Genomic DNA, 11,666 nt, shown 5'->3' with positions numbered 1-11,666 from the left:
ATGAATAGGCTTGACTGCGTTTCCGTACCTATTTTTTCCCGGGCTAAAGCACCCATGACACTTTATACGGGTACAAAGGCCAATTTTACACGATATAGTTAAGAGTCCTAGTTCCCTATATAGGGAAAAGCATATGATTTAGCATATACCTATCTCTTTTGAAGATGGAAAAAACGGATGCAGAAACGGAAATTGCAAGAAGGAAGTAAAGAAGGAGCATTCAGGCTCGTAGCGGCTGTTCTCATAGCGGCAAAGTCTGGAGGAAAGGGGTATGCCTTGTGAGAGGAGTTATACTGGCAGGCGGCACAGGAAGCAGATTGCGGCCCCTGACGACGATTATCAATAAACACCTTCTGCCTGTTGGAAAGTATCCCATGATCCACTACTCCATTAAGAAGATGAAAGAAGCCGGTATTCTGGATGTGCTGCTCGTGACTGGAAAGCAGTCGGCTGGACTTTATACGGAGTATTTGGGCAGCGGATCGCAGTGGGGCATGAATATTACCTACGCCATACAGGAGCAGGCGGGCGGCATAGCCGAGGCGCTGGGACTGGCGGCGCGTTATATCGGGCAAGGGGAGAAATTCGTCCTGCTTCTCGGTGATAATTTGTTTCATGATTCTTTGCAGCCTTATATGGCGGATTTTGCAAAGCAGACCGACGGAGCCATGGTGCTGTTAAAAGAGGTATCCGATCCAAGACGTTACGGGGTACCGGTTCTGCAAGATAAACGGATTGCTTTTATTGAAGAAAAGCCCTCCAATCCGAAATCCTCTTACTGTGTGACGGGGATTTATTTCTATGATTCCGAAGTGTTTCAGCTTGTTACCAGCTGTAAGCCGTCCCGCCGGGGCGAGCTGGAGATTACTGATGTAAATAATGCGTACGCCAAGGCAGGCAAGCTGACCTATCGTATGCTGCAAAACTGGTGGGTAGATGCAGGTACGCATGAATCGCTTTATCAAGCGGCTGCTCACATCCGGAAGGAGGAGAGTTAAATGGGCACACTCCTTGTAACCGGAGGGATGGGGTTTATCGGAAGCAGCTTCATCCGTTATTGGCGCAAGATAAATCCGGGGGACCGGATTATCAACCTCGATCTGCTGACTTATGCCGGGAATCCGTATAACCTGGTGGATCTGATCCCTTCGGACACGTATACATTCCTGCGCGGGGATGTAGCGGATGCGGGCTTGCTGGATAGGATCATGGAGGAAACGCAGCTTGATGCGATCGTACATTTTGCCGCAGAATCACATGTGGACCGCAGCATTCAGGAGCCGGCCTCCTTCGTCCGGACGAATGTGCTGGGGACCCAGCAGCTCCTTGAATCGGCGCGACGGGCAGCCGTCCCGAGATTCATTCTGGTTTCCACGGATGAAGTGTACGGTTCTCTTGGCGGCAAACCGGGGGCTTTTACAGAAACGACGCCACTGGCTCCAAACAGTCCTTACTCCGCCAGCAAGGCAGGAGGCGATCTGCTCGCACGCGCGTATTACGAGACGTTCGGCTTCCCCGTTATCGTGACGCGCTGCTCCAATAATTACGGTCCGATGCAGTTTCCGGAGAAGCTGATTCCTACCCTGATCATCCGCGCCCTTCACAATCTGCCGCTGCCGATTTACGGAGACGGCCTTCATATCCGGGACTGGCTGCATGTAGACGATCACTGCTCGGCACTGCACGCGGTTCTGGAAGCGGGCCGGCCGGGAGAGGTCTATAATATCGGCGGAGGAAATGAACGCACTAATCTGGAGGTGGCGGGCAGGGTGCTTCAGGAGCTGGGTCTGCCCCAAAGTCTGCTTGAATTTGTCGCGGACCGGCCCGGACACGACAGAAAATATGCGATTGACGCTGCCAAGCTTGCGGGTGAGCTTGGCTGGAAACCTGAGCGCAGCTTTGAAGAAGCGCTGAGCGCGACAATCGGCTGGTATACGGCGAACCGCTCCTGGTGGGAGTCCATTCTGAGCGGAGAGTACCGTAACCACCCTTACCTGAAAGGGGGCGGGCGTTCTTGAAGGTACTTATAACGGGAGCCGGCGGCCAATTGGGCCGGGATCTCATCCGTGTACTTGCCGCGCGGCATGAACTGCATGCGCTCACAAGAGGACAGCTCGATGTAGGAGACGATACGGCGGTTGAAGCGGTTGTTAACCGGATCAGGCCGGACGTCATTATCCATGCGGCCGCCTATACGAATGTGGACGGAGCGGAGAGCGAGGCGGAGGCCGCTTACCGGGTTAATTCGGCGGGCACGTGGCACATGGCGGAGGCCGCTGCCCGCAGCGGTGCCAAGCTCGTCTATGTCAGCACCGACTACGTCTTCGACGGAGCCAAGGGGGCCCCTTATACGGAGGGAGACAAACCGAATCCGATCAGTGTGTACGGCACTTCCAAGCTGCACGGCGAGAAATTCGTCTCCATGCTGTGCGAGCGGCATTTTATTGTACGTACTTCTTGGCTGTACGGTCGGAGCGGCAGCAATTTCGTCACCAAAATTATCGAGAAGGCCCGAGGGGCCAGTCCGATGCAGATGGTGGGGGATGTGTTCGGTTCACCCACTTACAGCTACGATTTGGCGGAGTTGATCGGGCAGCTGATCGAGACGGAGCATTACGGCACTTACCACGGATCGAATGCGGGTGTCTGCACCCGCTATCAATTTGCAAGTGAAATTATCGAATTTCTCGGTATTCCGGATGTCCGGATGGAGCAGGTGACAGCGGAAGCTTTCCCGCTGCCCGCAGCGCGGCCGCAGCATTCGGCACTGGCGGATACGGAAATTCATGGAATCGGAGTCACACCGCTCAGACCCTGGAAAGAAGCGCTTCATCATTTTTTGCAAGCCGATTGGCCGGCTGCTCAGGATGCAGGGGATCGGCAATGAGTGCTTCTTACGCTAAACAGGGTATCCGGGAGGCCTGGAACAACGGATACCAATGGGGCCGGGAAGCGGGCCGCCGTATCGGCAGCTGTCAGACCGTCCTGGCTGAGCTTCCGCCGAAACCGGGATTTTTCTGTGACAAACGGGTTCTGTTTATCAAACAAGGATTCGAGGCGATTGATACCGGAATTGAACGGGCTCTGGCGGGAGCGGTGCGGGAACTGATCGTGAGCGGACCGGATCGTATACTGGAGGCGGCATCAGGGAGCATGCCTGATCTGGTTCTGGTTCTCAACGGTCTCCACGTTTTTCCGAAGGATCATCTTGCTCAGATAGACCAGATCCGGCAGCTCGGTATCATGACAGCGATCTGGTTCGCCGATGATCCGTATTTCATGGACTTAACCTCCACACTCGTGGCTCATTACGATTATGTTTTTACGCACGAGCGTAATGCAGCCGCTTATTATGTCTCGCTCGGATGCAGGAATGTCCACCATCTTCCGCTAGCTGCACCCGAGCATATTTTTATGCCGCAGCCTGTCAGTCCGGAATATCTGAGCGATGTTTGTTTTATAGGCAATGCCTTCCCGAACCGCATTGATTTCTTCAACCAGCTGATTCCTTCTCTGCCCGGCATCAAAATTGTACTGATCGGCGCTCTATGGGATCGTCTGAAGCATTACAAGCGGCTGCGAAGCGGAATCCGCCTGGGATGGAGCCCGATGGAGGAAGCGGTCAACTATTACAATGGGGCCAGAATTGTGCTGAATCTTCACAGGGAAGCGGTTGATCCGGTATACAGCAAAAATTCGGCCGGGATGAGGGGGCTCTCGATTAACCCCCGGACGTACGAGATATCGGCCTGCGGTGCTTTTCAAATGACAGATATCCGGGAGGATCTGCCGAATTTATATGTGCCCGGAGTCGAGATCGAGACGTTCCAGACTCCGGCAGAGTGCGCTGCAAAAATCATCTACTATTTAAACCACGAGGAAAGCAGACGGTCTGTAGCGGTGAAGGGATTATGGCGCACCCGGATGGAGCATACCTTTGCAGATCGGATAGGCAGGCTTTTGGGGCCTATCTTCACATCCATATAATTTTTGCAGAAAAGGAGATGAGATGACATGCCGGCTCATAAGAAACGAAGGCAAACGCTAGCAGCCGCTCAAGCCGAAGGTTGGCAGAACGGATATGCCTTGGGGGCTGAATCCGGGTACCGTCTTGGCCGCTGCGAATCTATTATGCGGCAGCTCCCGCAGGAACCGGTTCCTGTCTGGGATAAGAAGGTGCTGTATGTAACCTCGGGCAAAGGGCTCCCTTACTCCCCGCTGGATACAGCGGTCATCGAAAGTATCCGGCCCCTGGTGAGGGAGCTCGTATGGACGCAGCCGACTTCGGAGCTGTCTCTGGTGGCCGCTCAGGAAAATCCGGATTTTGTGCTGGTTCTGGATGCGATGATGCTGCCGCCCGATCAGCTGGATCAGATCCGGATGTGGGGGATCCGCACAGCGGTGTGGCTGCTGGATGATCCGTACTATACGGATGTGACGCTGAATCTGGCTTTGGCTTTTGACTATGTATTTACGATGGAGCTTAACTGTGTCGCTTTTTATATAGAGCATGGCTGTAAGAATGTACATTATCTTCCTATGGCGGTTTATCCGGGAATGTACCGTCCGAAGGCAGTCTCTGCCGATAATCACCGTGCGGTAAGTTTTGTAGGGTCGGGTTATTGGAACCGGGTTAATCTCTTCAACTCCATTACTCCCTCTTTATTGAAGCATGATATTCACTTCTCCGGACTGTGGTGGGACCGTCTGGCTTCTTACCGGCAGCTGGCGCGCCGGATTAATCTGAACAAATGGATGCAGCCGGAAGAAACGTCGGATTATTACAACGGGTCCAAAATCGTAATCAACTTGCACCGGGCTTTCGATGATGAGCAGTTCAATAATAACAGCAGGGGGATCCGTGCTATTTCACCGAATCCGCGTACGTTTGAAATATCCGCCTGCGGGGTGCTTCAGTTGACGGATATCCGTGATGATTTATCCCGGTTCTATATCCCCGACTCGGAAATTGTAACCTATGCCTCGGCAGAGGAACTGCGGGATAAATTGGATTATTATCTGACTCACGAGGATGAACGCAGAGAAATTGCGCTGCGGGGGCTCAACAAGACGATGCGGGAGCATACATTCACACACAGGCTGTCGGAGCTGTTCCGTGTCGCTTTCACAGATGGGGAAGTGCAGGTTGCTGCACAACCCGAGGTTGACCCCGTCCTATAGCTGTTCCGGAGGAAGAATCCGTCCAACGAACGCCCGCGTTCATGCGGCATATACTACAGGGAGTGCTTAAGCAAGATTACTTGCCGGCCGACTGGCAGGAGGGAATGACAGCAAGCGATGGACACCTATAAAAAACAGGCGGGCCGTTCAAAACGCTCATCTGGAGGGCCCGGCGGTTCAACCTCTAAGCAGGCAACCAGAGCTGCCCGCTTGAAATCCGTGCGGGTAGTGAAAGGAAAGAAAGCCGCTGCCGGCCCTGCGGGCGCAAAACAGGCTCGTCCCTTCCGGAAAAGCAGCTCTCCCAAAAAAGCCGCAGCTGCCGCTGCGAAAAGCAAAACGAGAGCGAAGCGGAGAACTGCGGCAGATCTCCGCAAAGGCCGGAAGAAAACGGTTGTAAAACGCAGAAAAGCAGCTGGTCCCGTATACAATCGGGCGTTTCATGAAGGCTATAATACGGGGTTTCAAGCAGGTCTTGCTCAAGGACTGCTTGATGGAGAACAAACTCTGCAGAACCCGCCTCAAGTTTGATGACCACATACAGGAACGGGCTTCCCGGAACGGATTTTACAGTTCCGGGGCGAGCCCGTTTCTTTTTTATGGCATCCGGGCGGAAGAGTGCTTCTGAAATTTGTACGAATGATACGGGTTCAACTGTCGTGCCGTGAAGAATGCCCCGCTAATATATTGTACTACCCAGACAAAAGGAGGTGAACATCATACCTGCGGTTTAGGTATGTTGCCGATGAGCGCACGAAGCATGAGGATTATGCTCTTCTCCCACCTTTGTTCAAAGGAACATATAACCGGAGCCGAGAAGCTGCTGCTCTTCATGGCAAGAGAACTTCAGGCACAGCATGATTGCATCCTGGTTGTGCCCGGTGAGGGTATTCTGTCAAGAGAAGCAAGGGAAGCGGGGATTTACACGGTCAGCGTCTCCTATCCGCTGCTGTGGGAAATATATACGCCAGGACCCGGTCTGCAGCAGCAGCTGGAGGATCTGCCTGTTAAAGAGCGGGGAGCCATGAGCGGGCTGCTGTGTGTGCTGGGGGAGTATGCGCCTGAGCTGGTCATTGCCAATACTTGTGTGAATGTGCTGCCCCCTCTGGCCGCCAAGGCGCTCGGGATTCCCGTTCTGTGGATGATCACAGAGAAAATGATAGACACCGGGTTTACGCCGGTTTCTGTAAATTATATTAACGCACACGCAGATCTTGTGGCGGGTATATCAGAAGCGACGCTCACCGCATTCGGGGGATCAGGGAGCGAAGCGAACCCGGTGTTGTATCCTTCCTGGCATCCCGAGAGTATTCAACCGGAGCAGTGGGCGGAGTCGAGGCAAAGGTTGAGAGGAAGCTTCGGCATAAGCGAAGATACGGTTCTGGCCGGATATATATCTTCAGACATTTACCCGACCAAGGGATTGGAGCACTTTATTGAAGCGGCCTTGCAGCTCTGTCCGGCCGGCCCGCAAGTACAATTTATAATAGCCGGACGTGCGACGGACATCGGATTTTACAGGAAATGTTATGAGAAAACGGCCGTCTCCGGCTATGGGCGGCGTTTCCATTGGGTAGATTTCGAACGTGACATCGGTAAGATTTATCCGGCTATGGATGTTGTGGTCGTACCGAGTCTGGCAGAGGAAGGTTTCGGGATGACGGCCCTTGAGGGAATGCTATTCGGGAAGCCGGTTGTAGCATTCGATTCCGGGGGCCTGCGTGAAGTTTTGAACCATACGGATAATGGCCGTTTTCTCGTCATGAGAGGGGATGTGGCCGGCCTCGCCGGACGGATCGCAGAGCTGGTTGCGGATCCGGAGCTGAGAGGGGTGACCGGGGGCCGCAATCTCGCTGCGGCTTCGCAAACGTTCGGCATTGACATGTACCGCATCCGCCAGCAAAGTCTGCTGGCAGGCATGGAGGCGCGGATTGCAGCCGTCAAAGCCGCTTCACCCGTGCTCGCAGCCATTGCGAAGCCGGCAGTCCTTGTACGCGGAAACGATCCGCAGCTGTACGTGCTGCGGGATGGGGTCCGCTACCCGGTTACAGCGGGGCAGCTCCGTCTGCTCGGCTTGCCGCCGGTACCTGTGCAGGTGCCTCAGGCGCTGATTGCTTCACAGCCGCTCGGATTTGCGGCGTGTTCTTTCGGTGAAGCGGCTCCCCTGCCGGGTCATGGAGGTGCGGGGCGACGCGCACGCCGCAAGAAGCGGGCTGCGGCTGCCGGAAGCGGACGCTCCGGGCGGAGGAGCGCAGCCGGACGCAAGCCCGGGACCAAGGCCCGGTCCTCGCGTATGCAGCGCAAGAGCGGCACCGGCCGGGGGCAGCCCGGCACAAGCCGCTCTGCAAGGCGCAGCCGAGCGGGAAGCAGGCCGGCGCGCGGGCAGCAGGGGCGTCCGGCAGCAAGCGTGCAGCGCAGCAGAGCCTCCCGCACGAAGGCCGGTAAGGACCGGGGGCGCAGGCGGAGGTAGCGGGATTGCGTACGCGCCGGGGCGGGGCTGCCTGCGCAAAGGCGGCGCCAGAGGTCAGGCTGCGAACGGGTGCCTGCAAGCCGGTGGAAGGGGCGGCTAAGCAGCCGGGAGAACGGATTGAACGTGCTCATGAGCGCAAGCGGTCCTATCCCCCTGCCGTGTGTATGCATGAAGGCTTATCAATCGCTCGGTAATCACGGAAGGAAGGTGCAGGAATTGAAAATCTTGACGCTGCTCGGAACCCGGCCTGAAATTATCCGTCTCAGCCTCATTATGCAGAAACTGGACCGGTTGGCGGAAAAGCATATTGTGGTGCATACGGGCCAGAACTTTACGTATACACTGAGCGACGTGTTCTTCAGAGAACTGGGATTGCGGCAGCCGGACCATGTGCTTCAGGACCGTCAGCAATCCCTGGGAGGCCAGCTGGCGACTATGTTCTCTGAACTGGAAACGATCTTCATCCGGGAACGTCCCGACCGTGTTCTTCTTCTGGGGGACACCAACAGTGCTCTGGGGGCTATCCTGGCCGAACGGATGGGCATCCCCGTTATTCATATGGAAGCGGGCAACCGTTGTTTTGATCTTACAGTACCCGAAGAGAAGAACCGCCGAATTATAGATGCGGTTTCGACGATTAATATGCCGTATACGAAGCAGAGCAAGGAACACCTGATCCGGGAGGGGGTGCCGAGCCAGCGGATCGTACTCACGGGTAATCCGATTTACGAGGTACTGCAGCATTACGCTGCGCAAATAGAAGCAAGCGGCGTACTGGAGCGGCTTGGGCTCAGGGAAGGCGAATATATGGCTGCGACGATTCACCGCGCTGAGAATGTGGATCATTCCCCGCATCTGCAGGAGATTGTGAAGGGGCTCAGCGGAACGGCGGAGAAATTCGGCCTACGGATAATCTGCAGCCTGCATCCGCGCACCAAGTCGAAGCTGTCTGAGGAAGACTTGACCGTCCACCCGCTTGTGGAATTTCACGAGCCCTTCGGATTCTTCGACTTTGTCAAGCTGGAGAAGAATGCCGGCTGCGTGCTGACTGACAGCGGAACCGTTCAGGAGGAATGCTGTATATTCCGCGTGCCGGCAGTAACGGTCCGCAGGACGACGGAAAGACCGGAAACCATTGATTGCGGCAGCAATATTGTGTCGGGACTGCAAGCTCAAAGAATTATAGATGCCGCCGGATTGATGAAAGAATTGCCTCGCTCCTGGCATTGTCCGGAAGGCTATTTGGATACGGATGTATCGGCTAAAGTTGTGAAATATTTGCTGGGAGGGAACCTTCATGTTTCGTAACACGAGAATCTTGGTAACGGGGGGAACAGGGTCCTGGGGCTATGAACTAATTCGGCAGCTCCTCCCCCAGAATCCGAATGAAATTATTGTGTTTTCCCGTAATGAATCGACACAGGTGGCGATGCAGAGGTCATTCGAGGACAGCCGTCTCAGCTTCTGCATCGGTGATATCCGTGACCGGGAGGCGCTGATCCGCGCTTGTGCGGGGGTCGATTATATTTTTCATCTGGCGGCGCTCAAACATGTGCCCGTCTGTGAGGAGCAGCCCTATGAAGCACTCAAAACGAATGTAGTAGGGACACAGTATGTCATTGAAGCGGCTATCGAAAACAACGTGAAGAAAGTGATCTATATCTCAACCGATAAAGCCGCCAATCCTTCCAACTTCTACGGCATGACCAAAGCTATCGGGGAAAAACTGATCGTACACGCCAACCTGCTGCGTACGGAGACGAAATTCGTGTGTGTCCGGGGCGGTAACGTGCTGGGGACGAACGGCAGCGTGATTCACTTGTTCACGAAGCAGATTCATGAGAAAAGTCAAATTTCAATTACAGATAAAGGGATGACCCGGTTCTTTCTTACACTGGAGGATGCCATTACTCTCTTGTTCAAAGCTTCGGAAGAAAGTCTGGGCGGTGAAATATTCGTTATGACGATGCCGACGTGCAAAATCATTGATCTTGCGGATATTCTTATCGAAGCTTCGGGCAAAAGCGACGTCCGGATTGCAGAGACCGGTACGAGACCAGGCGAGAAAATCCATGAAATTCTGCTGACGGAATTCGAAAGCCAGACGACCATTCTGTACGACGAACAGTATCTGGTCATTCTGCCGACTCTTGATATTCCTGGACTCAAGGAATACTATTCCGCTTACCCGGGGGCTGATATTACAAGCTTCTCTTCCAAAGACAATCTCATGGAGAAAGACGAGATCAGAGCTCTGCTGGTCAAAGGAGGGTTTCTCACATGAAACTGCTCGTCGTGGGCGGGCAGGGAATGGCAGGACACTTACTAGTACAATATTTCCGCAGACTGCCCGCATACAGCGTTGCCTACACGACCCGGGACCGGAGCGATCGGAACGGACTTCAGGCTGATGCCCGGGATATGACCCGGATCCGCAGCCTGATGGAGGCAATCAGGCCGGATGCCGTAATTAACTGCATCGGCATCTTGAATCAATTTGCCGAAGCTGACCCCGTTAACGCCTTCCGCGTTAATGGGATTTTTCCGCACGATCTGGCTGAAGCAGCCCGGAGTGCCGGAAGCCGGCTGATTCATATCAGTACAGACTGCGTGTTCTCGGGCCGTCACGGTGACCATACCGAGGACGATGAGCCGGACAGTATATCCGTGTATGGCCGTTCCAAAGCTCTTGGCGAAGTAATAGAAGCCCCTCATCTCACGGTGCGGACTTCTATTATCGGGCCCGAGATCCGACCGGGGGGGATCGGTCTTCTGGAGTGGTTTCTTGGCCAGACCGGTGAAGTGAAGGGATATACGAGAGCTTACTGGAACGGCGTGACGACACTGGAGCTGGCCAAGTTCATCAGGGATATCCTTGTGAAACCGGAAATAACCGGACTGGTACATCTGACTGCCCCGGAAAGAATAAGCAAGTACGAACTGCTGCATGTATTCCGCAGCCATTTCGGCCGGCCGGATATTAAGATTCGCGAAGACTCGTCCGTAGAGCTCAATCGGACACTCAGAAGCACCCGACCGGAGATCGGGTATACTGCGCCCGCTTACGATACGATGCTGAAGGAATTAAGCGAATGGATGTGGCGGGAATGACCAGGATTCTCATCACGGGAGCCAGCGGCTTTACAGGCCTTGCGGCCTGCTCGTATTTCGCATCGCTCGGTATGGAGGTCGCAGCCGTCGTACGAAGTGCCTCCGCCCGGGTCACAGGCGGAACCCCCTATGTCTGTGACTTGACAAAGCCGGAGGATGTCTCTCGCCTGGTTCACGAAATCAGACCGGACTGGGTACTGCATCTGGCAGGACGCAATTCGGTAGCGGAGTCCTGGCGTGATCCCGGCTCATTCCTGCAGGCGAATCTGATGGCCCCGGTTTACCTTCTCGAGGCGCTCCGGTCTTGTCCGGACACACGGATTCTTGTTGCGGGGTCCATGCTTGGCACAGCCGCTGCCGGACAGCCGATTCCGCATCCGTACGGCTTTAGCAAAATGCTGCTGATGTATGCAGCTCAGGCTTGGCACCTGTGGTTCTCGCAGCAGATCATGGTGGCTCTGCCGTCCAATCTGATCGGACCGGGTCCCTCCACAGGTATATGCGGTCTGCTTGCCCGCAAAATAGCCGGCCTGGAGACAGGTGCAGCGCACGAACCGCTGCGTCTGTCCTCACTGGGCGAAGAACGCGACTATGTGGATGTGCGGGATGCGGTATCGGCATACAAAATCATTCTCGACCAAGGAGTGCCGGGCGCCGTTTACTCGATTGGGACAGAGCAGCCGCGCTCCCTAGGCGAGATTGTGTCGGTCTTCCAATCGCTCACTTCTGCATCGCTTCCGCTGGAGGTCGAGAATAAACCGCGTCCGGAACTTGTCAGACGAATGGATGTAACGGCTCTGAAAGCGCTGGGATGGTCGGCGCGAATTCCGTTTGAGCAATCACTCTCGGATGCGCTGGACTATTACAGACATGTCTGACTCATGCCATATAGAAGAAAAGAGGTGAA

Annotated in this window: 12 protein-coding genes; all 12 read left to right on the top strand. The window is 54.9% G+C overall.

Translation table 11 applies throughout. The annotated features are described in order from the left end of the window. Nucleotides 1–278 precede the first annotated feature (278 nt). The 12 genes from EDM21_RS00190 to EDM21_RS00135 all read left to right on the top strand — a co-directional run bounded on the left by EDM21_RS00190 (nucleotide 279) and on the right by EDM21_RS00135 (nucleotide 11,637). Nucleotides 279–998: a sugar phosphate nucleotidyltransferase gene (locus EDM21_RS00190; RefSeq protein WP_166541748.1), complete on the top strand. Its 720-nt coding sequence runs from the start codon at nucleotides 279–281 to the stop codon at nucleotides 996–998. Beyond that, nucleotides 999–2,018 carry a dTDP-glucose 4,6-dehydratase gene (gene rfbB, locus EDM21_RS00185; protein ID WP_157331780.1) on the top strand — a complete coding sequence of 340 codons (1,020 nt, stop codon included), beginning with the start codon at nucleotides 999–1,001 and terminating at the stop codon, nucleotides 2,016–2,018. It abuts the gene before it with no gap. Next, entirely contained in the window at nucleotides 2,015–2,887 is an 873-nt protein-coding gene (rfbD, locus tag EDM21_RS00180; RefSeq protein WP_157331778.1) for a dTDP-4-dehydrorhamnose reductase, read from the top strand. The genes rfbB and rfbD overlap by 4 nt, the downstream gene beginning before the upstream one ends. Further along, nucleotides 2,884–3,987 (top strand): CgeB family protein, encoded by a 1,104-nt coding sequence (locus EDM21_RS00175; RefSeq protein ID WP_157331776.1) that lies wholly within the window; start codon nucleotides 2,884–2,886, stop codon nucleotides 3,985–3,987. The genes rfbD and EDM21_RS00175 overlap by 4 nt, the downstream gene beginning before the upstream one ends. A 27-nt stretch (nucleotides 3,988–4,014) precedes the next feature. After that, complete coding sequence (locus EDM21_RS00170; RefSeq protein ID WP_157331774.1) at nucleotides 4,015–5,181, top strand: CgeB family protein; 1,167 nt, start codon at nucleotides 4,015–4,017, stop codon at nucleotides 5,179–5,181. Between the two features lie 117 nt (nucleotides 5,182–5,298). Further along, the gene (locus EDM21_RS00165) at nucleotides 5,299–5,709 is read left to right on the top strand and encodes a hypothetical protein (RefSeq protein ID WP_157331772.1); all 411 of its coding nucleotides are present in this window, start codon (nucleotides 5,299–5,301) and stop codon (nucleotides 5,707–5,709) included. 214 nt (nucleotides 5,710–5,923) lie between these two features. Continuing rightward, nucleotides 5,924–7,648 carry a glycosyltransferase family 4 protein gene (locus EDM21_RS00160; protein ID WP_157331770.1) on the top strand — a complete coding sequence of 575 codons (1,725 nt, stop codon included), beginning with the start codon at nucleotides 5,924–5,926 and terminating at the stop codon, nucleotides 7,646–7,648. Between the two features lie 5 nt (nucleotides 7,649–7,653). Further along, nucleotides 7,654–7,842, top strand: coding sequence for a hypothetical protein (locus EDM21_RS00155; RefSeq protein ID WP_157331768.1), 189 nt, complete (start codon nucleotides 7,654–7,656; stop codon nucleotides 7,840–7,842). Between the two features lie 22 nt (nucleotides 7,843–7,864). Next, the gene (wecB, locus tag EDM21_RS00150; protein WP_157331766.1) at nucleotides 7,865–8,956 is read left to right on the top strand and encodes a non-hydrolyzing UDP-N-acetylglucosamine 2-epimerase; all 1,092 of its coding nucleotides are present in this window, start codon (nucleotides 7,865–7,867) and stop codon (nucleotides 8,954–8,956) included. Continuing rightward, nucleotides 8,946–9,932, top strand: a complete 987-nt coding sequence (locus tag EDM21_RS00145) for a polysaccharide biosynthesis protein (protein WP_157331764.1) — start codon at nucleotides 8,946–8,948, stop codon at nucleotides 9,930–9,932. The genes wecB and EDM21_RS00145 overlap by 11 nt, the downstream gene beginning before the upstream one ends. Further along, the gene (locus EDM21_RS00140) at nucleotides 9,929–10,759 is read left to right on the top strand and encodes a dTDP-4-dehydrorhamnose reductase family protein (protein WP_157331762.1); all 831 of its coding nucleotides are present in this window, start codon (nucleotides 9,929–9,931) and stop codon (nucleotides 10,757–10,759) included. Before EDM21_RS00145 ends, EDM21_RS00140 begins: the two co-directional genes overlap by 4 nt. After that, nucleotides 10,741–11,637 carry an NAD-dependent epimerase/dehydratase family protein gene (locus EDM21_RS00135; protein WP_235917953.1) on the top strand — a complete coding sequence of 299 codons (897 nt, stop codon included), beginning with the start codon at nucleotides 10,741–10,743 and terminating at the stop codon, nucleotides 11,635–11,637. The genes EDM21_RS00140 and EDM21_RS00135 overlap by 19 nt, the downstream gene beginning before the upstream one ends. Nucleotides 11,638–11,666 lie beyond the last annotated feature (29 nt).

Source organism: Paenibacillus lutrae (genome assembly GCF_009757775.1).
Taxonomy (GTDB): Bacteria; Bacillota; Bacilli; order Paenibacillales; family NBRC-103111; genus Paenibacillus_F; species Paenibacillus_F lutrae.
This window is presented reverse-complemented; position numbering and strand designations above follow the sequence as displayed.

Bases quoted from the DNA above. Each gene is read 5' to 3' on its own strand.
- rfbB (WP_157331780.1), top strand. From the start codon at position 999: ATGGGCACACTCCTTGTAACCGGAGGGATGGGGTTTATCGGAAGCAGC.
- EDM21_RS00175 (WP_157331776.1), top strand. From the start codon at position 2,884: ATGAGTGCTTCTTACGCTAAACAGGGTATCCGGGAGGCCTGGAACAAC.
- EDM21_RS00170 (WP_157331774.1), top strand. From the start codon at position 4,015: ATGCCGGCTCATAAGAAACGAAGGCAAACGCTAGCAGCCGCTCAAGCC.
- EDM21_RS00165 (WP_157331772.1), top strand. From the start codon at position 5,299: ATGGACACCTATAAAAAACAGGCGGGCCGTTCAAAACGCTCATCTGGA.
- EDM21_RS00160 (WP_157331770.1), top strand. From the start codon at position 5,924: ATGAGCGCACGAAGCATGAGGATTATGCTCTTCTCCCACCTTTGTTCA.
- EDM21_RS00145 (WP_157331764.1), top strand. From the start codon at position 8,946: ATGTTTCGTAACACGAGAATCTTGGTAACGGGGGGAACAGGGTCCTGG.
- EDM21_RS00140 (WP_157331762.1), top strand. From the start codon at position 9,929: ATGAAACTGCTCGTCGTGGGCGGGCAGGGAATGGCAGGACACTTACTA.
- EDM21_RS00135 (WP_235917953.1), top strand. From the start codon at position 10,741: ATGGATGTGGCGGGAATGACCAGGATTCTCATCACGGGAGCCAGCGGC.